General features: G+C 69.4%; 20 protein-coding genes, 1 tRNA gene and 1 other RNA gene. 12 read left to right on the forward strand and 10 right to left on the reverse strand.

What is annotated here, in order from left to right; all coding sequences use genetic code 11:
• Positions 1-145 precede the first annotated feature (145 nt).
• Positions 146-856 carry a DUF4191 domain-containing protein gene (locus ACYVGQ_RS09965; protein WP_460784470.1) on the forward strand — a complete coding sequence of 237 codons (711 nt, stop codon included), beginning with the start codon at positions 146-148 and terminating at the stop codon, positions 854-856.
• Between the two features lie 59 nt (positions 857-915).
• On the opposite strand, the gene ACYVGQ_RS09970 is transcribed toward ACYVGQ_RS09965, so the two are convergent.
• Entirely contained in the window at positions 916-2,100 is a 1,185-nt protein-coding gene (locus ACYVGQ_RS09970) for a RimK family alpha-L-glutamate ligase (RefSeq protein ID WP_460784471.1), read from the reverse strand.
• A gap of 17 nt (positions 2,101-2,117) precedes the next feature.
• Here ACYVGQ_RS09970 and ACYVGQ_RS09975 point away from each other — a divergent pair, with 17 nt between their 5' ends.
• Complete coding sequence (locus tag ACYVGQ_RS09975; protein ID WP_460784472.1) at positions 2,118-2,606, forward strand: ATP-dependent zinc protease family protein; 489 nt, start codon at positions 2,118-2,120, stop codon at positions 2,604-2,606.
• 4 nt (positions 2,607-2,610) lie between these two features.
• Here the strand turns inward: ACYVGQ_RS09975 and ACYVGQ_RS09980 are convergent, their stop codons facing one another.
• Complete coding sequence (locus tag ACYVGQ_RS09980) at positions 2,611-3,039, reverse strand: RDD family protein (RefSeq protein WP_460784473.1); 429 nt, start codon at positions 3,037-3,039, stop codon at positions 2,611-2,613.
• A 120-nt stretch (positions 3,040-3,159) separates the two neighbouring features.
• Here ACYVGQ_RS09980 and glnA (ACYVGQ_RS09985) point away from each other — a divergent pair, with 120 nt between their 5' ends.
• From glnA (ACYVGQ_RS09985) to ACYVGQ_RS10000, 4 genes are all read left to right on the forward strand, one after another.
• Positions 3,160-4,584 (forward strand): type I glutamate--ammonia ligase, encoded by a 1,425-nt coding sequence (gene glnA, locus ACYVGQ_RS09985; protein WP_460784474.1) that lies wholly within the window; start codon positions 3,160-3,162, stop codon positions 4,582-4,584.
• A gap of 734 nt (positions 4,585-5,318) precedes the next feature.
• Positions 5,319-5,471 (forward strand): hypothetical protein, encoded by a 153-nt coding sequence (locus ACYVGQ_RS09990; protein ID WP_460784475.1) that lies wholly within the window; start codon positions 5,319-5,321, stop codon positions 5,469-5,471.
• A gap of 47 nt (positions 5,472-5,518) precedes the next feature.
• On the forward strand, positions 5,519-5,728 hold the full coding sequence (locus ACYVGQ_RS09995) for a hypothetical protein (RefSeq protein ID WP_460784476.1): 210 nt from the start codon (positions 5,519-5,521) through the stop codon (positions 5,726-5,728).
• A gap of 273 nt (positions 5,729-6,001) precedes the next feature.
• On the forward strand, positions 6,002-7,060 hold the full coding sequence (locus ACYVGQ_RS10000) for an AI-2E family transporter (protein WP_460784477.1): 1,059 nt from the start codon (positions 6,002-6,004) through the stop codon (positions 7,058-7,060).
• Between the two features lie 28 nt (positions 7,061-7,088).
• Here ACYVGQ_RS10000 and ACYVGQ_RS10005 read toward each other — a convergent pair whose 3' ends face one another.
• From ACYVGQ_RS10005 to ACYVGQ_RS10020, 4 genes are read right to left on the reverse strand one after another with little or no spacing between them, the layout of a single operon-like run.
• A complete protein-coding gene (locus ACYVGQ_RS10005) occupies positions 7,089-8,003 on the reverse strand; it encodes a diacylglycerol/lipid kinase family protein (RefSeq protein ID WP_460784478.1) in 915 nt (304 codons plus the stop codon).
• Between the two features lie 56 nt (positions 8,004-8,059).
• Positions 8,060-11,035: a bifunctional [glutamine synthetase] adenylyltransferase/[glutamine synthetase]-adenylyl-L-tyrosine phosphorylase gene (locus ACYVGQ_RS10010; RefSeq protein WP_460784479.1), complete on the reverse strand. Its 2,976-nt coding sequence runs from the start codon at positions 11,033-11,035 to the stop codon at positions 8,060-8,062.
• 6 nt (positions 11,036-11,041) lie between these two features.
• On the reverse strand, positions 11,042-12,379 hold the full coding sequence (glnA, locus tag ACYVGQ_RS10015; protein ID WP_460784480.1) for a type I glutamate--ammonia ligase: 1,338 nt from the start codon (positions 12,377-12,379) through the stop codon (positions 11,042-11,044).
• Positions 12,380-12,382: 3 nt separating this feature from the next.
• Positions 12,383-12,577, reverse strand: a complete 195-nt coding sequence (locus ACYVGQ_RS10020) for an SPOR domain-containing protein (protein WP_460784481.1) — start codon at positions 12,575-12,577, stop codon at positions 12,383-12,385.
• 68 nt (positions 12,578-12,645) lie between these two features.
• Here ACYVGQ_RS10020 and ppgK point away from each other — a divergent pair, with 68 nt between their 5' ends.
• Positions 12,646-13,392 carry a polyphosphate--glucose phosphotransferase gene (gene ppgK / locus ACYVGQ_RS10025; RefSeq protein WP_460784482.1) on the forward strand — a complete coding sequence of 249 codons (747 nt, stop codon included), beginning with the start codon at positions 12,646-12,648 and terminating at the stop codon, positions 13,390-13,392.
• Between the two features lie 73 nt (positions 13,393-13,465).
• On the opposite strand, the gene rnpB is transcribed toward ppgK, so the two are convergent.
• The 4 genes from rnpB to ACYVGQ_RS10045 form a co-directional block, all read right to left on the reverse strand.
• An RNA gene (gene rnpB / locus ACYVGQ_RS10030) (RNase P RNA component class A) lies at positions 13,466-13,832 on the reverse strand.
• Between the two features lie 14 nt (positions 13,833-13,846).
• Positions 13,847-15,529 carry a bifunctional 3'-5' exonuclease/DNA polymerase gene (locus ACYVGQ_RS10035; RefSeq protein WP_460784483.1) on the reverse strand — a complete coding sequence of 561 codons (1,683 nt, stop codon included), beginning with the start codon at positions 15,527-15,529 and terminating at the stop codon, positions 13,847-13,849.
• An 18-nt stretch (positions 15,530-15,547) separates the two neighbouring features.
• A complete protein-coding gene (locus ACYVGQ_RS10040; protein ID WP_460784484.1) occupies positions 15,548-16,279 on the reverse strand; it encodes a zinc ribbon domain-containing protein in 732 nt (243 codons plus the stop codon).
• A 45-nt stretch (positions 16,280-16,324) separates the two neighbouring features.
• Positions 16,325-16,696, reverse strand: coding sequence for a YchJ family protein (locus ACYVGQ_RS10045; RefSeq protein WP_460784485.1), 372 nt, complete (start codon positions 16,694-16,696; stop codon positions 16,325-16,327).
• 62 nt (positions 16,697-16,758) lie between these two features.
• On the opposite strand from ACYVGQ_RS10045, the gene ACYVGQ_RS10050 reads away from it, so the two are divergent.
• The 5 genes from ACYVGQ_RS10050 to ACYVGQ_RS10070 all read left to right on the forward strand — a co-directional run bounded on the left by ACYVGQ_RS10050 (position 16,759) and on the right by ACYVGQ_RS10070 (position 20,516).
• Positions 16,759-17,598, forward strand: a complete 840-nt coding sequence (locus ACYVGQ_RS10050; RefSeq protein WP_460784486.1) for an aldo/keto reductase — start codon at positions 16,759-16,761, stop codon at positions 17,596-17,598.
• 23 nt (positions 17,599-17,621) lie between these two features.
• Entirely contained in the window at positions 17,622-18,713 is a 1,092-nt protein-coding gene (locus ACYVGQ_RS10055) for an acyltransferase family protein (protein ID WP_460784487.1), read from the forward strand.
• Between the two features lie 53 nt (positions 18,714-18,766).
• Positions 18,767-19,339, forward strand: coding sequence for a hypothetical protein (locus ACYVGQ_RS10060; RefSeq protein ID WP_460784488.1), 573 nt, complete (start codon positions 18,767-18,769; stop codon positions 19,337-19,339).
• Between the two features lie 92 nt (positions 19,340-19,431).
• A tRNA-Val gene (locus ACYVGQ_RS10065) sits at positions 19,432-19,504 on the forward strand.
• A gap of 58 nt (positions 19,505-19,562) precedes the next feature.
• Positions 19,563-20,516, forward strand: a complete 954-nt coding sequence (locus tag ACYVGQ_RS10070; RefSeq protein ID WP_460784489.1) for an L-lactate dehydrogenase — start codon at positions 19,563-19,565, stop codon at positions 20,514-20,516.
• Positions 20,517-20,558 lie beyond the last annotated feature (42 nt).

Here is a 20,558-nt window from a genome sequence, read left to right on the forward strand (position 1 = left end):
CCAGAACAGCACGCGCGCCCGAGCCTGCCTCTCGACGATCAGCGGGACGGTGAACGACACGCCGATGGCCGCCTGCTGTGCAGGAGCAGTGCGCCCGCCGCGAACGGGGCATTCCGCGCCGCGCCGAATCGGTAGGCTGATACGCATGGCAAAGCGTGCTCCCGAACCCGAGAAGCGTCCTGGGTTCTTCTCCCAGCTCAAGTCCCTGTTCCGGTTCACGCGGGACGTGTACTCCTGGCTTCCCTGGGCGCAGATCGCGATCCTCGTCGGCGGCATCCTGATCGGCCTCGTCGTCGGCTATCTCATCCCGCCCTTCCAGGTGTGGACGCTGATCCTGTGGGGCATCACCGGCCTCATGGTCGGCATCCTCGGATCGCTGTTCCTCATGACGCGGCTCTCCACCAGCGCGATGTACCAGAAGATCGACGGGATGCCCGGCGCCTCCGGCCACGTCCTGAGCACGAGCCTCGGTCGGAACTGGCAGGCCTCGGACACCCCGGTGGGCGTCAACCCCAAGACCCAGGAGGCCGTCTACCGCGCGATCGGCCGCGGCGGCATCGTCGTCGTCGGCGAGGGCGCACGCGGGCGCCTGACCCGCCTCGTGAACGAGGAGCGCACGAAGGCGCAGCGCGTCGCGCACGGCGTCCCCGTCACAGTGCTGTACGTCGGCCACGGCGAGGACGAGGTGGCGATCGCCGATCTGTCGAAGACGGTCAAGAGGCTGCCGAAGGCCATCGACAAGACGACGATGGCCGCGGTGATCCGCCGCATCGACTCGGTGTCGCAGTCGGTCACGTCGCTGCCGATCCCGAAGGGCATCGACCCGCTCAAGGCACGGGCGCAGCGTCCGCGCTGACCGACGGTCGAGCTTGACGAGCGAGCGCCCCTGCCCAGCCGGGCAGGGGCGCTCGCTCGTCAGCTCAGCGGCTCCTTCGGGAGCCTGCGGACCTTCGCGCGGCGGCGGCGCCGCTCGGGGATCATCGAGCGCATCTCCTCGAGCTTGCCGAAGCAGAGAAGCCTGTCCTCGGCCTCCAGGACGACGTGCTTGCGCGGATTCGGGATCACGTTCACACCGCGGTGCAGGGTGAGAACGGTGATGTCCCGATCCCACAGCCCGAGCTCGCCGAGGGGCTTTCCGACCTGTTCCGCACCCGCGTGCATCACCAGTTCCGCGACGCCGTAGCCGGTGGAGACGCTGAGGCGCTGACGCACATCGATCTCCGGGAAGGCGACCCTGTTCGCGATGTAGTCGATGATGGCGCCGGCGACGTCGAGCTTCGTGGCCTGCTCGATGCCCTGCAGCCCCGGAGAGGAGTTGACCTCCATGACCAGCGGCCCGTCGTCGCCCTCGAGCATGTCGACACCCGCCACCCTGAGCCCCATGATCTGCGCGGAGCGCACCGCCGTCTGCTCGTACACCGGGTCGAGCTCCACCGGTTCGACGGTCCCGCCGCGGTGCACGTTGGAGCGGAACTCGTCCCCCGCTGCGACGCGACGCATCGCGGCGACGACGCGATCGCCGACCACGAGCGCTCGGATGTCACGGCCCCTGCTCTCCGCCACGAACTTCTGGATGAGCACGTTCTGCTTGGTCGAGTGCAGCGTCTCGATGATCGCCTCGGCGACCTTCACCTGCGGTGCGAGGATGACGCCGATCCCCTGCGTGCCCTCGAGGAGCTTGATGACGACGGGCGCACCGCCGACCCGCTCGATGGCCGGGCGCACGTCGGCACGGTTGCGCACGAACGCCGTCGCGGGCATCGCGATGTTGTGGCGGGACAGGATCTGGTTCGCGCGGAGCTTGTCCCGCGCCTGGGAGATGCCGTTCGCCGTGTTGGGAGTGTACACGTCCATCTGCTCGAACTGGCGCACGACGGCCGTTCCGAAGTAGGTGATCGAACTGCCGATGCGGGGCAGGATCGCGTCGTAGTCGCTGAGCGGCCTGCCGCGGTACTGCAGGTCGGGCTCGTCGGAGGTGAGATCGATCGCGAAGCGCAGGGTGTTGAGCACCCGGACGTCGTGACCGCGCTGCACGGCGGCCGCGCGCAGGCGCTGCGTCGAGTACGCCTGCGGCGCACGGGAGAGGACGGCGATCTTCACGGGGTTTTCCTGCCAGGATGGTGAACGTGACTCGGACACCCCATTCAAACACCCTTACAGGGTGGCGGGAATGGGTGAGCCTGCCCGATGCGGGCGTCGACTGGATCAAGGCCAAGATCGACACCGGTGCGCGAACCTCATCGCTGCACGCCTTCGACATCGAGGAGTTCGAGCGCGAGGGCGAGGAATGGGTCCGCTTCCGGGTGCGCCCCTGGCAGGAGAGCCAGAAGGACGCGACCGTGGTCGAATGCCCCGTCTACGATCGGCGCAGCATCCGCAGCTCCTCCGGCCACGCGCAGGACCGGCTCGTCGTATGCCTGGCGATCCGCCTCGTCGACCGCGTGATCGTCTCGGAGGTGACGCTCAGCAACCGGGACGAGATGGGATTCCGGATGCTGATCGGCCGGCAGGCGCTGCGGCAGGGCTTCACGATCGACCCCGCGCGCTCGTTCCTGGGAGGGCGGGCGCCGAAGGAGACGCGTCGCCGCAACCGCGGACGGGCGTGACGTCTCAGGCCCGGAGCAGCACGGTCCCTGCGAGCTTGTCATGGAGCCCACGCTGGTCGGCGTCCCAGATCACCGCGGGGATCACGACGACGAGCAGCAGCGTTCGGACGATCGGGCGCCACAGTCCCGCCCATCCCCCTCGCGCACTGACGACGCGGAGACCGACGATGCGATGGCCTGGGCTCCCGCCGACCGTCGGGATGAACAGGATCTGGAGGACGGCGAACACGATCAGCGGGGTGAACTGCGCGAATCCCGCCTCCGTGGGCAGCGCGAACTGCTCGTAGCCCAGGAATCCGGTCGCGATGATGGTCGCAGCCAGGTAGTCGATCGCGAGCGCCGCGACGCGTCGCCCGACGCGGCCGATGCTCCCCGCCCCGGTCTCCGGCAGGCCCAGTCGCTCCCCCGGGTAGGCGTTCGCAGCATCCGTCACACCCCGATCCTAATCGGCCGCTGTAACATGCCGGAAACATTCAGGACACCCCAGAGAAACGCTGCGGCCATAGCCTGCTCGAAGGCCAAGGCCCCGACCCGCGTCATCCAGGAGTGATACATGTTCACCGATTCATCCGAGGTGCTGAGCTACATCAAGGAGAACGACGTCAAGTTCCTTGACATCCGTTTCACCGATCTGCCCGGCGTGCAGCAGCACTTCAACATCCCGGCGTCCACCGTCGACGAGGACTTCTTCACCGTCGGCCAGCTGTTCGACGGCTCGTCCATCCGCGGCTTCGCGAACATCCACGAGTCCGACATGCAGCTCATCCCCGATGTCACGACGGCATACCTCGACCCGTTCCGCGAGGCCAAGACGCTGGTCATGATCTTCGACATCTACAACCCGCGCACGGGCGAGATCTACTCGAAGGACCCGCGCCAGGTCGCCAAGAAGGCGGAGAAGTACCTCGCATCGACCGGCATCGCCGACACCGCGTACTTCGCCCCTGAGGCGGAGTTCTACATCTTCGACGACGTGCGCTACTCCGTCACGGCCGGCGAGAGCTTCTACAAGGTCGACTCCGAGGAGGCCGCGTGGAACACCGGCCGCGAGGAGGAGGGCGGGAACCTCGCCAACAAGACCCCGTACAAGGGCGGCTACTTCCCCGTGTCCCCCGTCGACAAGACGGCGGATCTGCGCGACGACATCACCCTCAAGCTGATCGACTCGGGCTTCACGCTGGAGCGCTCTCACCACGAGGTCGGCACCGCCGGCCAGCAGGAGATCAACTACCGCTTCGACACGATGGTGCACGCGGCGGACGACATCCTGAAGTTCAAGTACATCGTCAAGAACACCGCGGAGGAGTGGGGCAAGGTCGCGACCTTCATGCCCAAGCCCCTGTTCGGCGACAACGGCTCCGGAATGCACACGCACCAGTCGCTGTGGAACGACGGCAAGCCGCTGTTCTACGACGAGGCGGGCTACGGCCAGCTCAGCGACATCGCGCGCTGGTACATCGGCGGCATCCTGGCGCACGCGCCGGCGCTGCTGGCGTTCACCAACCCGACGCTGAACAGCTACCACCGTCTGGTCAAGGGCTTCGAGGCCCCGGTCAACCTGGTGTACTCCGCCGGCAACCGCTCCGCCGCGATCCGCATCCCGATCACGGGCTCGAACCCGAAGGCCAAGCGCATCGAGTTCCGCGCCCCCGATGCGTCCGGAAACCCCTACCTCGCCTTCGCCGCTCAGCTGATGGCTGGCCTCGACGGCATCAAGAACCGCATCGAGCCGCACGAGCCGGTCGACAAGGACCTCTACGAGCTTCCGCCCGAGGAGGCCAAGAACATCCCGCAGGTCCCCAACTCGCTGCTGGACTCGCTGGACGCGCTCCGCGCCGACCACCAGTTCCTGCTCGAGGGCGGCGTGTTCACCGAAGAGCTCATCGAGACCTGGATCTCCTACAAGATCGAGAACGAGATCCTGCCGATCGCGCAGCGTCCGCACCCGTTCGAATACGAGCTCTATTTTGGAGTGTAGCCAGGTCCCGCGGGATTTCTGAGGCCAGTCCGCAGGAGATCCGCAGATCGCACGAGAGCCCGTCTCAGCATCCCGCTGGGGCGGGCTCTCGTGCGTGTCCAGGACGGCGAGCACCGCGGACCGTGACGACTCGCTCGTCGGGTCGACGTCGTGGAGTGGTCCGCTCCCGTGTTTTCCCCCTTCCCGCGGGAACGGACGGCTCTCCCCGGGATCGGATTCCGTCGACGGGGCGCGGCGGAGCGGCGTTTGTTGCGGACTTCCAACACGCCATAAGGATCCAGCGGCCGCGTGGTAGCGCTCCCACAAAGAACCTGTCTCACGTTGCCGAAACCCCCGGGACCGTGAAAAATGAGGAGGTCAACGGCGACCCCCGCTGCCTCGATCCCCAGTCAGGCAGCTTTTCGTTGCCGCCCGAGTGACGAACGCCCCCTCCACGGGTCCCCAGCCCGGAGGGGGCATCTTCCGTTCGGGGGCGCAGGATGCCTTCTGCGCAACCCGGCTCCGGCGATCGTCACGGCATGCGATCGCCGACGGCTCATGCTCATGCTCATGCTCATGCTCATGCTCATGCTCATGCTCATGCTCATGCAGCGAGTTTCGGGCTTCGCAGTCACGGTCCGTCCCTCACGGGAGCCGATGCGCGGCCTTCGCGACGAGAGCGCTCCGCACGAGGGGACTTGACGAAACCCCGGTGGGCGGAGAGCATGATTCGACCACGACCGGACGGAGACCACATGAGCGACCCCGTGTATCCCGAAGACGCGCTGTCCCAGGACGACCCCAACCCCGAAGGGGAGGACGTCGACCCCGACCCCGAAGGGGACCTCGAGGACCCGGATCCCCCGACAGGGCCTGCGGACGACGAGGACGACGACGAGCTGCTGTGAGGAGGCCTCGAAGACGTCGCCCCCACCGTACGGTCGGGATCATCCTGATGGCCGGCGGATCACTGCTGATCCTCGCCTCGCTGCCCCCGCTGCTCTTCGGCGTGCCGGTCTCGGAGGGCTTCGCGCCCGCCGGCCTGTCCCTCGGTCCACTTGCGATCATCGGGGGCGCGATCCTGTATCTCTCAGAGCGTCCGCGACGTGATCAGCGGTGGACGGATGACGGAGCGACGTTCAGGAACCTCGACATCCTCCCGTGAGGGAGCCCGCGATCCGTGAGGGCGCCCGCGATCTGCCCACGCCGCGCGGAGCCGGACAGTCCCCCTGCTCGTCCACCGGCTTGACGGCGACGGCCAGAGGTGTTCGACTATGTGATCCGGTCCGGCGACGGACACATGACAGAGCACGGGGGAAAGCACATGCGCCGCACGAGATCGACAGTCCGCACGAGGCGGCCTCAGCCCGCATCGAGTCCGGAAACGCCGCCATCGGCCCCCGAGGAGCAGAGCGGCCTCGCGCACACCGTCGCACGGGTGAACCCGTTCACGTTCGGACTGCTCGGCGCGCTCGGCGTGCTCGTCGCCCTGCTCATCGGAAGCATCGTCGGCCAGCTCGCGACGGTCCTGGTCTACATCGGCGTGGCGCTCTTCCTCGCGCTCGGCCTCGATCCGATCGTGGCTTTCCTGGAGCGGAGGCTGCCGCGCGCGGCGGCCGTCGCGATCGTCGTGGCCGGCGTCGTCGTCGTCTTCGCGGGGATCGTGCTCGCCATCGTCCCTATCGTCGTCGAACAGGTGACGAACCTGATCGAGAACGGCCCGCAGATGGTGGAGGACATCAGCCGCAGCGACTGGTTCCTGAATCTCAGCGCCACCTTCGGTTCGACCTTCGAGGACGCCGCAGGCGGCATCCTCGACTTCCTGCAGGACCCGAGCAACCTGACCTCCATCGGCGGCGGCCTGCTCGCCGTGGGCGCCGGCATCGCCGGAGGCCTCACGGGCGTCACGATCGTGCTGATCCTCACCCTCTACTTCATGGCGTCGCTGCGCGGGATGAAGAAGGTCGCCGCTCGCTTCGTCCCCGCCTATCAGCGCGACACGTTCAGCGAACTCCTGGAGGACGTCTCCGGCGCCGTCGGCCGCTACGTGATGGGGCAGGCGAGCCTCGCGCTCGTCAACGGCGTGCTGAGCCTTCTGGTCCTCAGCATCATCGGAGCGCCGGTGCCGGCGCTGCTCGCGCTCATCGCCTTCATCGGATCTCTGATCCCGCTCGTCGGCACGCTCTCGGCGTCGATCGTCAACGCGCTGATCTGCCTCATCGCCTCCCCGCTGACCGCGCTCATCGCATTCGGCTACTACCTCGTCTACATGCAGATCGAGGCATATGTCCTGTCTCCGCGCATCATGAGCCGCGCCGTCGCCGTGCCGGGAGCCCTCGTCGTGATCGCAGCGGTGGCCGGAGGCGCGCTCGGCGGCATCCTCGGGGCGCTGGTCGCGATCCCCGTCGCGGCGAGCATCATCATCATCGTGCAGAAGGTCGTCTTCCCCGCTCAGGATCGCAGGACGGCTGCTCCCGCGAGCCTCAGCACGCCGTGACGTCCTGTCGTCCTCGACGCCATCGGCATCAGCGCACGCGGAGGGCGCCCGGGTCGACCCGCACATCGAAGGCGTCGACCTCGCCGACATCCTCGCCGTCGATCTCGAACACGAGCGGAGCCTCCAGCTCGACGCGGATGCGCTCGGCGGTCAGATGCCTGGTCGAGCCGGTGCTGACGGCTTCGGCGTCGCGCGCGAAGAGCCGGCGGATGCCGTTGTCCCACACCACGGAGCGCACGGTCTCCATCCACTGCAGGGCGCCGTCGGCGCTGACCAGCAGGAGATCGAGCCGGCCGTCGTCCGGCACGGCGTCCGGGAGCAGGCGGATGCCGCCCTGCAGCATCCCGCAGTTGCCGATCAGCAGCGTGTGCCCCCGGAGGCCCTGAGGCTCGCCGTCGTCGAGCGTGAGCGCGAGGCCGGTCATCTCGGTTCCGGCCAGCGCGCGTCCCATCGCCTCGACGTACGCCAGCCAGCCGGCGCGATCCTTGAGGTCGTCGTCCGTCTCCACGAGCATCTGCGCGTCGACGCCGAAGCCGACCATGACGGCGAACGCCCGCTCCTCACCGTCGATCGCGACCCACCCGAGGTCGATCGTCCGCTCGTCTCCGCGTGCGATCCGATCCAGCGCCGCCGGAACGTCGTCGAGAGGCACCTCGAGATTGCGGGCCAGCAGGTTGCCCGTGCCGCGCGGCACGACGCCGAGAACGGCGTCCGTTCCCGCCAGCGCCTCGGCTACCGCACGCACCGTGCCGTCCCCGCCGACCGCGATCACGGTGGCGCATCCCGCCTCGAGCAGCTCCTCGGCCATCCCTCGCCCTGGGTCATCGACACTCGTCTCGCGCCAGAGCGCCTCGCCTTCGAACGCCGAGGCGACGGCACCCCGCAACTCCCCCTCATCGACCTTCGAAGGATTCCAGACGACGCCGACCATGCTGCTGCTCATCCGGTCAGCATGCGCGCATATCGCCGATATGACAACTGCGAGGACCCGCTGAGCCGCTATCCGTAGAAGAGCTGTTCGAACACGCGCCTCGCCCGACGGGTGACGCCGAGGTAATCCTCCTCGACGGCGCTCGCGGAGCGATCCGGGTAGCCGAGGAGCCGGCCGATCCCGTCCAGCTGACGACGGTCGGACGGAAGGACATCGCTCGTCTGGCCGGTGAGCAGCGTGATGGCGGATCGCAGACGACTGGACAGACGCCACGCCTCCCGCAGGCGCCCGGCATCCTCCTCGGAGACGATGCCGGCGTCCACGGCAGCTGCCAGCGCGCCGAGCGTCGACGTCGTCCGCATCGCCGGCTCGGCCGCCGCGTGCTGCAGCTGGAGCAGCTGCACGAGCCATTCGACGTCGCTCAGCGAACCCGGTCCCAGCTTGAGGTGCCGTCGCGGGTCGGCGCCCTGCGGCAGCCGCTCCCCCTCCACGCGCGCCTTGATGCGCTTGATCTCGCGGAGACCCTGGGGATCCACGTCCTCGGGGTACCGGATGCCGTCGGCGAGCTCCATGAACCGCGCCGTGAGCTTCGCGCTCCCGGCGACGCCGCGAGCCCGCAGCAGCGCCTGCGCCTCCCAGGACAGCGACCAGCGCCGGTAGTACTCGGCGTAGGCGTCGAAGGAGCGCACGACCGGTCCGTTGCGACCCTCCGGACGCAGATCGGCGTCGAGGTCGAGCGGAACCCTCTGATCGGCCAGGTTCTCGCGCAGAGCGCTGACCAGCTTCACGGAGAGCTGCTGGGCGCGCTGGGCGTCGACGCCGTTCGCGTCGTACACGTACAGGATGTCGGCATCCGAGCCGAACCCCAGCTCCGCACCGCCGAAGCGGCCCATCGCGATGATCGCGAAGTCCAGGGCGTCGTCCTCCGACGGCACGATCTCGCGCCGCACGACACGGAGCCCGGCCTGGATCGTCGCGGAGGCGATCCCGGTGAGAGCGGCGGCGATCTCCTCGATCGTCAGAACCTCCAGCACTGCGCCCATCGCGGTGCGCAGCAGCTCCCGGCGACGGAGTCCCCGGACGGCGCGCAGCGCCTCCGCCGTGCTCTCGTGCCGGGTGCTGATCGCCCTGGCCTCCTCGTCGAGCGCGTCCTCGCTCCGAGGCCGGAGCGACTCGCTGCTGTCCAGCCAGGCCACCGACTCCGGGATCCACTCCATCAGCTCGCCGACGTAGCGCGAACCGGAGAGCAGCCGGGTGAGGCTCTCCGCGGCTCCGGACGAGTCGCGGAGCATCCGCAGGAACCACGGGGTGTCGCCGAGCCGCTCGCTGATGCGCCGGAAGGCGATGAGCCCGTAGTCGGGATCGGTGCCGTCCGCGAACCATCGCACCATCACCGGCATGAGGTGGCGCTGGATCGTCGCCTTGCGGCTGATGCCGTTCGTCAGGGCGCCGATGTGGCGCAGAGCACCTGCCGGGTCGCGGAAGCCGATCGCCGCGAGGCGATCATGCGCCTGCTCCGTGGAAAGGCTGCGCTCCTCCTCGGGAAGGGAGGCCACCGCCGTCAGCAGCGGACGGTAGAAGAGCCGGGTGTGGATGTCGCGCACCTCGCGGCGCACGTGCTCCCAGAGCTCCCAGATCCCCGAGCCGGAGTCCGCGAGCCCCGTGGAGCGCGCGAGCACCCGCAGCCCCTCGTCCGTGCGGGGCATGAGGTGCGTGCGCGAGAGATCCTTCAGCTGCAGACGGTGCTCGAGGAGGCGGAGCGTGCGATAGTCCTTCGCGAACGTCGCCGCCTCCGCGCGTCCGATGTACCCGCCGGCGACGAGCGCGTCGAGGCTCTCCAGCGTCCCGCGCGTGCGGATGCCCGGATCGGTCAGACCGTGCACGAGCTGCAGCAGCTGCACCGTGAACTCCACGTCGCGCAGCCCGCCCTGGCCGAGCTTGATCTGGTAAGGGGCGTCGGAGGGGTCGATGTGCTCCCTCACGCGCTCGCGCATCCGCTGCACGCTGTCGACGAAGTTCTCCCTGGCGGCGCTCGACCACACCTTCGGCTGCACGGCCTCGATGTACGCGGCGCCCAGCGCGGGGTCGCCGGCGAGCGGGCGAGCTTTGAGCAGAGCCTGGAACTCCCAGCTCTTCGCCCAGCGGTCGTAGTACGCCAGATGCGAGCCGAGCGAGCGCACGAGCGCGCCCTGCTTTCCCTCCGGTCGGAGATTCGCATCGACCTCCCACAGCGGAGGCTCCGTCTCGATGCCGGAGAGTCCCCGCATCGTCTCGCGGGCCAGCCGCGTGGCGATGTCGATGGCGCGCGCCTCGTCCAGGACCTCCTCGTCCGCCGTGCCGCCCACGAAGATCACGTCCACATCGCTGACGTAGTTCAGCTCGCGCGCCCCCGCCTTGCCCATCCCGATCACGGCGAGCTGCGTCGCGGCCACCGCATCGCGCGGCATGCTCGCCGCGACACGTGCGCGCGCGACGGCGAGCGAGGCCTCCAGCGCCGCACCCGCGGCGTCCGCCAGCGCGGCGGAGACGGCGGGGATGAGCGCGGCAGGATCGGGATCGCTCACGTCGACCGCGGCGATCCGCGCCAGCTCTCGACGATAGGCGACCCGCAGACGCACCCAGGCCGAGTCCTCGGCGGACGCCGCGAAGCCGTCGACCGCGCCGACGGCCGCCAGCATCCGATCGCGCAGCTGCCCCGGAGCGGGGGCGGCGGCGACGGGCTCCGCCAGCACGTCCAGCTCATCCGGATGACGGAAGAAGAAGTCGGCGAGGCCCGTCGACGCACCGAACAGCCGCCACACCAGCGCACGGCTCTCCGTCCGCGACAGCAGGGCCGACAGCGGACCGGCGTCCCGGCGGGCGACGCGGATCATGGCGGCCACGGCGGCGTCGGGATCCGCGGACGAGACATCGCTCGCCAGCACGACGCGATCGACGCCGGTGAGCTCCGCGAGCTCGCTCAGCGCCTCCGTCGCCGCGCCGAGCTCTGTGAAGCCCAGGCGCGCGAGAGCAGACAGGGAGACGGAGTCGTCCAGTCGTGCCATGGAGGATCAGAGCAGCTCGAGGTTGCTCTTCAGCTCGAAGGGCGTGACCTGGCCGCGATAGGCCTCCCACTCCTTGCGCTTGTTTCGCAGGACGTAGTTGAAGACCTGCTCCCCGAGCGTCTCCGCGACCAGCTCGGAGGTCTCCATGTACTCCAGCGCATGGTCGAGGCTGGCCGGCAGCGACGAGTAGCCGAGCGCACGACGCTCCGCGTCGCTGAGCGCCCAGACGTTGTCCTCGGCCTCGGGCGGGAGCTCGTATCCCTCTTCGATGCCCTTGAGACCGGCCGCCAGCAGCAGCGCATACGCGAGATACGGGTTCGCCGCCGAGTCCAGCGCGCGGTACTCGATGCGCGAGGATCCGCCCTTGTTCGGCTTGTACATCGGAACCCGGACCAGTGCGGAGCGGTTGTTGTGCCCCCAGGTGACGAAGCTCGGCGCCTCGTCGCCGCCCCAGAGGCGCTTGTACGAGTTCACGAACTGGTTGGTCACCGCCGCGATCTCATTGGCGTGCCTCAGGAGCCCGGCGATGAACTGGCGGCCGGTCTTGGAGAGCTGATACTTCGCACCCTCCTCGTAGAAGGCGTTGCGCTCGCCCTCGAACAGGGACATGTGCGTGTGCATGCCGCTGCCGGGATGGCCGCTGAGCGGTTTGGGCATGAAGGTCGCATAGACGCCCTGCTCGATCGCCACCTCCTTGATGACCGTGCGGAAGGTCATCACGTTGTCCGCCATCGTGAGGGCGTCCGCATACCGCAGGTCGATCTCGTTCTGGCCCGGTCCGCCCTCGTGGTGGCTGAACTCGACCGAGATGCCGAGGTCCTCCAGCATCCGCACCGACCGGCGGCGGAAGTCGTGCGCCGTGCCGCCGGGGACGTTGTCGAAGTATCCGGCTGAGTCGACGGGCACCGGCCCCTCCGCGCCGTATGTGGACGACTTGAGCAGGTAGAACTCGATCTCCGGATGCGTGTAGAACGTGAATCCGGCGTCCGCCGCCTTCGCGAGGGTGCGCTTGAGCACGTGGCGCGGGTCGGCGACCGCCGGCTGGCCGTCCGGCGTGGTGAGATCGCAGAACATGCGCGCGGTCGGGTCGATCTCCCCGCGCCAGGGCAGGATCTGGAACGTCGTCGGATCGGGCTGCGCGAGCAGATCCGACTCTGAAGTTCTCGTCAGCCCCTCGATCGCGGAGCCGTCGAAGCCGATTCCCTCGGCGAACGCGCCCTCGACCTCCGCGGGGGCGATCGCCACCGACTTGAGCGTGCCGATGACGTCGGTGAACCAGAGCCGCACGAACTTGACGCCGCGCTCCTCGATCGTGCGGAGCACGAAGTCCCTCTGCTTGTCCATGCTTCAGTTTCCCCAGCCGTCTTCCGCTGTTTCTTCTTCCGCCCAGGCGGCCGAGCGCTTCTTGAGCAGCTCGGGCGCCTGAGCGGCCTCGGCCTCGGTGTCGAAGGGGCCGACGCGGTCAGCGGACGGGGAGATGAATCCGAACTCCACCTCACCGGTCACCGAGTTGTACCAGTACTTGCGTTCGCTGTCCGACATGCCGGATCCCTTCGTAAGCGTCTGTCACGATCCTACTGTCGACGCGGCCTCTCGCTAGGCTATTGCCCATGGCAAAAGCGATCGGCGTCGACATCGGCGGCACAGGTATCAAAGCAGGCATCGTCGACCTCGAGCACGGAACCATGGCCTCCGACCGGGTGCGGGTCGACACGCCTGAAGGCGCTTCGCCCCAGGACGTGCTCGCCGCCGTCCAGAAGGTCCTGAAGACCCTCGACGTGCATGACTCGACCCTGCCGCTCGGCGTCGCCTTCCCGGCCATCGTCAAGCGGGGCAGGACCCTCTCCGCCGCGAACGTCTCGAAGGAATGGATCGACTTCGAAGCCGAGCAGTTCTTCCGCGACGGCCTCGGCCGGAACATCGTCTTCGTCAACGACGCGGACGCCGCCGGCGTCGCGGAGGCCCGTCACGGTGCGGCGAGGGACGTCATCGGCCTGACGCTGCTGACGACGCTCGGCACCGGCATCGGATCGGCGTTCCTCTACGACGGCGTGCTCCTGCCCAACACCGAGCTCGGCCATCTCAACTTCCGCGAGTTCGAGTCCGTCGAGCACTGGGCGGCGACCTCCGCGCGCGAGCGCGAGGGCCTCAGCTGGGCGGAGTGGGCTGAACGGCTGCAGGCCTTCTACTCACACATCGAGTTCCTCTTCAGCCCTGACCTGTTCGTGGTCGGCGGCGGCGTGTCGAAGAACGCCGCCGACTTCCTCCCGCTCCTGGAGCTGAAGACCCCGATCGTCCCCGCGATCCACCGCAACAACTCCGGCATCATCGGGGCCGCGTCGCTCGCCGGCGACTGACCCCCGAAACCGCAACACCACGCCGAAACCGCTGCGGAATCGCAGCGTTTCGGCGTGGTGTTGCGGTTTGGTGCGAAGGGGTCGACCTGTACGCCGGGTTCTGTTCCGGGGGCCCTCTCGGGCGTCCCTTCGACGGTCATCTCTCTCGGCGACACGTTGCCGTGCCGCTCCAGCGGCCTACCCGAGGACTCGGCGAGCCGCGTCGACATCCTCTGTCTGGCCTTGCTCCGGGCGAGGTTTACCTGGCGGACCGTGTCACCACGGCCCCCGGTGGTCTCTTACACCACCCTTTCACCCTTACCGGGGCACGCCCCGGCGGTCTGCTCTCTGTGGCACTTTCTCGCGGATCGCTCCGGGTGGGTGTTACCCACCGCCCTGCCCTGTGGAGCCCGGACGTTCCTCGGTGCGGTCTCCCGCCACGCGACCGTCCGGTCGGCCCGTTCGCCTCTCCAGTCTACTTCTCGGCGGTGCGGGCGATCCTCAGGTCCAGCGGCACGTCGATCGCGAAATCGCCGAAGAGGCGGCGCGTGGCGACCGCGGCGGCATCGCGCACCGCATCCGCGGCCTGCTCGGCCTGCTCCTCCGGAACGTGCAGGATGACCTCGTCATGCAGGAAGAACGCGAGATGCGCCTGCCGAGCGAAGGGCCCGGACGCCGGCGCCGGCCGCACCGCGAGCGGCAGCGCGCGCAGGCGATGACGGATCTCCGCAAGCCAGATCAGGGACCACTCGGCCGCGGTCCCCTGCACGACGAAGTTCCGGGTGAACCGGCCGCGCTCCCTGGCCCGTCGCTGCGATTCCCGCACCTGAGCCTGCGTCGTGTCGGCATCGCTCGCCGCCGCCTGCTGCGCACGCCACGCCGCACCGGGAGGAGGCGAGCTCCGCCCCAGCCAGGTCGACACCACCCCGCCGTCCTCGCCGGTGCGAGCGGCCTCGTCGACCAGGCGCATCGCCCGCGGGAACACCTTCCGCAGCCGCGGCACGAGCCGGCCGCTGTCGCCCGTCGTCGCACCGTACATCGCACCCAGCACGGCGTACTTCGCCTCCTCCCGCGTCGACACCGCCCCGGACTCCACCACGCCGGCGTAGAGGTCGCTCCCCCGGGCCGCCGTCGCCATCGCCGCGTCCGAGGCCATCGCCGCCAGCATCCGCGGCTCCAGCTGGGCGACGTCCGCGACGACGAGCCTCCAGCCGTCGTCGGCCCGGACGGCCGGCCGCAGGGAGCGCGGCAGCTGCAGCGCTCCCCCGCCGGAAGACGCCCATCTGCCCGTGACGACGCCGCCGGTGATGTAGACCGGACGGAATCGCCCCTCGCGCACCCATTCGGACAGCCAGGTCCAGCCGTTCGCGCTGAGCAGCCTCGCCAGCTTCTTGTAAGCGAGCAGCGGGGGGATAGCCGGATGCTCGTGCCGGGCGAGCTCCCATCTGCTCGTGGACTCCGCGGTCACCCCGACCCGGTGCAGCGCCCGGAGCAGCTTCTGCTGACTGTCCAGGTTCACCTGGTGATCACCCAGCGCCTCGCGCACGTCATCCGCCAGAGCGGCCATCTGCCGGGGAAGGCCTCCCGAGGCACGCTCGCCGAGCGTCTCGACAAGGATCCGATCGTGCACGACGGCGTCCCATGGAACCCCCGCCGCGCGCATCTCCTCAGCGATGAGGCCTCCGGCCGACTCCGCCGCGCACAGCAGGGCGAGTCTTCGATCCGGCGCGGAGTCCAGCACGCGCAGCTGCGCACGGTACTGGTCGAGCATGTCCTCGACGGGATCGCGCGCGCCCGTGACGAGGGCGTCGAACAGCGTCGGCACAGCCGGTTCCGCCGGCGCCGCCTGCCAGCGTTCATCCGCCTGCAGCGGATCGGCGACGAGGACCGTGTCGCGCAGGATCGCGTGGCACAGGACGAGGTCATGCGCTCTGGAGAGCACCACGCCGTCCGCCAGCAGCCGCGGGTACAGCTCGCGCGCGCTGCGGATCACCCACCGCGGCGCATCGTCCGCCTCGACGGCTCTCAGCCAGTCGGGCGCCTCCGCCCGCGGGAGCGCCCTCCGGCCGGTCTCCGTGCCCTCGGCCGAGAGCTCGACGGCGATCATCCCGTCCGACGTCTCTGCGAGCGCTATGCGCCGGTCAGCAGATGCCGGCACGTCCGCCGCGACCTGCGATCACAAGCCGGACTCCTCCGTGCGCACCAGGATGCAGCCGCACTCCGGGCACGAGACGACCTGATCGGCCGGCGCCTGCCGGATCGCGTTCAGGTCGGTGCCCGAGAGCACCATCCGGCATCCCTCGCACGTCCCGGCCCGCAGCAGAGCCGCACCGACGGCGCGCGCCGCCCGCCGGGCGTACTCCGCGAGGAGCGCGGCATCCACGCCCGCGGAGACCGCCTCACGATCGCGTGCGAGCTGCGCGCCCTCCGCCGTCGCAGCCGCGATCCCGGCCTTGGCCTGCGTCGTGAGCTCCGTACCTTCCGCGGTCGTCGCATCGATGACCGCCTGCTGCGCCGCGACCGCGCCCTCTGCCTCTTCGACGCGCGCCATCACCTCGAGCTCCTGGTCCTCCAGCGCACTCGTGCGGCGGGCCAGGCTCGCGAGCTCGCTCTCCAGCGCCTGGGCGTCCTTCGGATTCGTCGCGGTCGCGAGACGGCCGGCGTCGCGGGCGCGGCGCTGCTCGACCACGGCGACGTCCGCCTCGAGACGGCGCAGCTCGGCCTTCGCGTCGTCGAGAGCTCCGGTCAGCAGCGTCAGCTCGCGCAGCTGCTCCTGCCGGATGCCCGCGAGCTCGTTGATGCGGGCCGCGTGGGCCGGCTGCGTGCGCGCACGTTCGGACTGCTGTATGCGGCGGTCGAGATCCGCCACGTCGAGCAGGAGACGCTGCTGTTCGGGGGTCGCATTCACGAGTCCAAACCTAGCCGCAGTCGGTGACATCCGTCCCGGCCGTCTTCAGCCGGGCGCGCCGTCGACGTAGAGCCACTCTCGCCCTTCACGGACGAAGCTGCTGCGCTCGCGCATCGATGCCGGAGCGCCGGCCTCCCGGTAGAACGCCTCGAACAGGACCTCGCCCGCCCTGGCGAACGGTCCCCCGTCAACCGTCTCGAGCACGTCCAGTCGGCGCCACGCGATGTCGTCGCCCAACTCCAGCGCCGACGGCTGGGTGGACGGATGCCAGGTGCGCAGCAGATGGACGGCGTCGCCGCGCGCATAGGCGGTGAACCTCGACCGCATCAGCCGCTCCGCGGTCGGGGCCGGAGCTCCCGCCAGGATCGGCCCGCAGCACGCCTCGAACGTGTCGCCGGATGAACAGGGGCAGCGCATGACTCCATTGTCGCGCGTACGCTGGCTCGAGACATCCGCCGAGAAGCATCCAGAGGAGTACCGTGTCCGCTCTGCCGCACTTCACCGCCCACAACGGCTTCGCGCTGCCCGCCATCGGCCTCGGCACCTACGGGCTGCGCGGCACCGCCGGCGCCGGCGCCGTCACCCGCGCGATCGAGGCCGGGTACCGGCTCGTCGACTCGGCTTTCAACTACGAGAACGAAGGCTCCGTGGGCCGCGGCGTCGCGGATGCCTCCGCCGCCGGGGCCGAGGTCATCGTGACCACGAAGCTTCCCGGTCGCCATCACGCCGGCGAGAAGGCGCGCTGGAGCATCGAGGAGAGCCGCAGCCGGCTCGGCCTCGACGCCACCGATCTGCATCTGATCCACTGGCCCAACCCCAGCCAGGGCGAGTACGTCCAGGCCTGGTCGGCGCTCGTCGACGCGCAGCAGCGCGGCATCGTCCGTCAGATCGGCGTGTCGAACTTCCTCCCCGAGCACCTGGAGCGCCTGGAGAAGGAGACCGGCGTCCGCCCCGTCGTCAATCAGATCGAGCTGCATCCGTACTTCCCGCAGGTCGAACAGCTCGCCTACCACCGCGAGCACGGGATCATCACCGAGGCGTGGAGCCCGATCGGACATGCCGACGAGCTGCTGGACGAACCCGTGATCGTCGAGATCGCCGCGGCGCACGACGTCAGCCCCGCTCAGGTCGTGCTGGCCTGGCATGTCGCGCGCGAGGTCGTCTCGATCCCCAAGGCGGCCTCTCCGGAGCATCAGCGGGCGAACCTCGCCGCCGCGGACATCGCGCTGGACTCCGCGGAGATCGACGCGATCACCGCGCTCGGACGGCCGGACGGCCGCCTGTTCGGCGCCGACCCGCGCACGCACGAGGAGTCGTAGCGGGCGATCGGTATACTCGCCGCGTGCCCGAATCGCCTGAGAAGTCCGACGCCCCGCCCCGCACCAGGGCGGAGGCCGCGACCCGGCGGGGCGGCGACATCCGCAACGCGCTCGAGCGGCACAGTCGCAGGATCGGGTGGATGGACGTCCTGCGCGGCCTCTCGATCCTGCTCGTCATCCTGCACCACAGCACGCAGACGGTCGAGTACCGGATCGGGGACCTTCCCGAGGCCTTCGTCTTCCTGAGCGACTTCTTCGCGCCCTTCCGGATGCCGATGCTGATGTTCCTGTCCGGTCTGCTCGTCGCCGGGTCCCTCAAGCGCCCCGCCGGCGAGTACGTCTGGGGCAAGATCCGCCGGATCCTCTGGCCGATCGTCGTCTGGACGCTCGTCTACGCGGCCATGGAGTTCGTCGTGGACGGCGCGTTCTCGCTGGACCTCTTCAACACCTATCTGTGGTTCATGCAGTTCGTGCTGGCCTACTACCTGATCGCGCTGCTGATCCGCTGGATCCCGATCTGGGTGCTCATCGTGCTCCCGCTGGCGGGCGCGTTCGCCGTGACCGACCCCGGGCTCGAGCTCCTGCAGCGGTTCCTCTACCTGATGCCGTTCTTCTTCCTCGGCGCGTTCATCGAGAAGCACTGGGACCGGTACGCGAGCCTGCTCGGCGTCCGGACGGCCGCGGTCCTGGCCGTCGTCCCGCTCGCTATCGCCGTGTACTCGGGCGTCGACGGCCAGCTCGCCGCCGCCGACGGCCGCGACGGCGGCCTCTGGTATCAGCCGCTGGCGGCGATCCCGGCCATGCTCGGCATCCTCATCCTGGTCCGCGTCGCCGCGACGATCCCGGATGTCCGGTGGCTCGCGCCCGCGCGCTTCGTCGGCCGGTACTCGCTGATCTACTACACCTCGCACTATCCGGTGTTCGCGGCGCTGGGCTGGCTCGCGGCCAAGGCCGGGCTGGCACAGCCGACCGTCGCGCTGGTCGTCATCTTCCTCGCCACGGTCGCGATCTCCTCGGTGCTCGCGCTCCTCGGACGGAGGATGCCGGTGAGCCTGCTGTTCGAGCTCCCCCGCCGCCTGTGGCCGGCACGCGCGCGTTCAGCGACGAGCGCATAGTCCTGCGGAGCGTCACGACGTCGCCGCTCAGACCTGTCGCTACACTCTCCGCCATGACCGCAACCGATGCGCGCGACGCCCCGGCCCTGGATCCCGAAGATCTGCGGATGCCGGGATGGGTGATCGTCTGGCTCTGCGTGACCGCCGCGATCCAGACCTACGACGCCTGCTATGTGCTGCTCGGACCCGTCTCGCATGCGGGAGGACCGCTCGCCGGAGTCTGGCCGGGCCATGTGCTCTACGGGACCTTCGACCACCGCTACGCGCAGTTCGACGCCTTCGGAAGCGCCCAGAGCTGGGCGAACCTCCTCGAGGTCCTCGTGATCGTCTGGATTTTCTTCCACCTGCGGCGCTGGTCGGGGCTGGTGCTGGCTCTGATCGTCTCCGTCGCGACCTTCTGGAAGACCGTGATCTACTTCCTCGTCGAAGCCTCGAGCGGGCTGGAGATGACGCGGCAGTCGCTCGAACGCGGCGACCTGCTCGGCTTCCTGGCCGTCGCGGTGCTGCCGAACCTCTTCTGGATCGGGTTCCCGCTCGCGGTGATCATCGTCCTCGGACAGCAGGTCGTGCGGGTCGGCCGCGGTGCGTCGGCGCTCGTCGTCCGCAACGGCTCGCCGGACCGTTGAGCACGCAGGCCGCACGCGCTCCCGCATCCTGATCGACCGCTCTCCGCCCCAGGCCGAGCCGATGCGCGCCGCCCGGTAGGCTGGGAGGGTCAGGGCCTTTAGCTCAGCTGGTAGAGCGCCACGCTTACACCGTGGATGTCGTCGGTTCGATCCCGGCAGGGCCCACATCGTGCTCGGCACGCGCGCTCTGGCCCGTGGGCATCCCACCTGTGAGACTGGTGGCATGCGGATCATCGAGAACGCGAAGCTCACGGTGGTCGGCGCGGGAAGCGTGGGATCGAGCGTGGCGTACGCGGCGCTGATCCGGGGCTCGGCGCGCCGCATCGCGCTGTACGACATCGCCGCGGAGAAGGTCGAGGCCGAGACGCTCGACCTCGCGCACGGAACGCAGTTCACCGGATCGAGCGACATCGTCGGCGGCAGCGACATCTCCGTCGTCGCGGGCTCCCACGTCGTCGTGATCACGGCGGGGGCGAAGCAGCGCCCCGGCCAGACGCGCATCGAGCTCGCAGAGACGAATGCCCGCATCATCCGCACCATGATGCCCCGCCTGCTCGACGCGGCCCCGGACGCGATCTATGTGATCGTCACGAACCCCTGCGACGTCCTGACGGTCGTCGCCCAGCAGGAGACGGGCCTTCCCCCCGAGCGCGTGTTCGCCTCGGGAACGGTCCTCGACACCTCGCGACTGCGATGGAAGCTCGCCGAGCGCACCGGCGTCGCGACGTCGAGCGTGCACGCGTACATCGTCGGCGAGCACGGCGACACGGAGTTCCCGCTCTGGTCCCGCGCCACCATCGGCACCGTGCCGCTGCTCGACTGGGAGACGCCGGACCACCCGCGGCTGACGCTCGGCGAGCTGGGAGAGATCGCCGCCGAGGTGCGCGATGCGGCATACAGGGTGATCCGCGGCAAAGGCGCGACCAACTATGCGATCGGGCTCTCCAGCGCCCGCATCGTCGAGGCGATCCTCCGCGACGAGCACGCCGTCATGCCTGTGAGCACCGTCCTGCACGATTTCCATGGGGTGGACGGCGCCGCCCTGTCCGTCCCGTCGATCGTGAGCGCGCGCGGCGCGTTCCCGATCCGGAGCATCGTCTTCTCCCCCGACGAGCTCGCCCTGCTGCAGGCCTCGGCCGAGACGCTCGAGGCGGCCGCCGCGTCCTTGCGGGGATGACGTTCCGGGGCGGACGCCTCCTCCGCCGTCATGCTCCGCGGC

Source organism: Microbacterium tumbae (genome assembly GCF_054780175.1).

What these genes read in the sequence shown, in the direction of transcription:
- ACYVGQ_RS09965 (WP_460784470.1), top strand. Translation starts at nt 146, where the DNA reads ATGGCAAAGCGTGCTCCCGAACCCGAGAAGCGTCCTGGGTTCTTCTCC.
- ACYVGQ_RS09975 (WP_460784472.1), top strand. Translation starts at nt 2,118, where the DNA reads ATGGTGAACGTGACTCGGACACCCCATTCAAACACCCTTACAGGGTGG.
- glnA (WP_460784474.1), top strand. Translation starts at nt 3,160, where the DNA reads ATGTTCACCGATTCATCCGAGGTGCTGAGCTACATCAAGGAGAACGAC.
- ACYVGQ_RS09990 (WP_460784475.1), top strand. Translation starts at nt 5,319, where the DNA reads ATGAGCGACCCCGTGTATCCCGAAGACGCGCTGTCCCAGGACGACCCC.
- ACYVGQ_RS09995 (WP_460784476.1), top strand. Translation starts at nt 5,519, where the DNA reads ATGGCCGGCGGATCACTGCTGATCCTCGCCTCGCTGCCCCCGCTGCTC.
- ACYVGQ_RS10005 (WP_460784478.1), bottom strand. Translation starts at nt 8,003, where the DNA reads ATGAGCAGCAGCATGGTCGGCGTCGTCTGGAATCCTTCGAAGGTCGAT.
- ACYVGQ_RS10010 (WP_460784479.1), bottom strand. Translation starts at nt 11,035, where the DNA reads ATGGCACGACTGGACGACTCCGTCTCCCTGTCTGCTCTCGCGCGCCTG.
- glnA (WP_460784480.1), bottom strand. Translation starts at nt 12,379, where the DNA reads ATGGACAAGCAGAGGGACTTCGTGCTCCGCACGATCGAGGAGCGCGGC.
- ACYVGQ_RS10020 (WP_460784481.1), bottom strand. Translation starts at nt 12,577, where the DNA reads ATGTCGGACAGCGAACGCAAGTACTGGTACAACTCGGTGACCGGTGAG.
- ppgK (WP_460784482.1), top strand. Translation starts at nt 12,646, where the DNA reads ATGGCAAAAGCGATCGGCGTCGACATCGGCGGCACAGGTATCAAAGCA.
- ACYVGQ_RS10045 (WP_460784485.1), bottom strand. Translation starts at nt 16,696, where the DNA reads ATGCGCTGCCCCTGTTCATCCGGCGACACGTTCGAGGCGTGCTGCGGG.
- ACYVGQ_RS10060 (WP_460784488.1), top strand. Translation starts at nt 18,767, where the DNA reads ATGACCGCAACCGATGCGCGCGACGCCCCGGCCCTGGATCCCGAAGAT.
- ACYVGQ_RS10070 (WP_460784489.1), top strand. Translation starts at nt 19,563, where the DNA reads ATGCGGATCATCGAGAACGCGAAGCTCACGGTGGTCGGCGCGGGAAGC.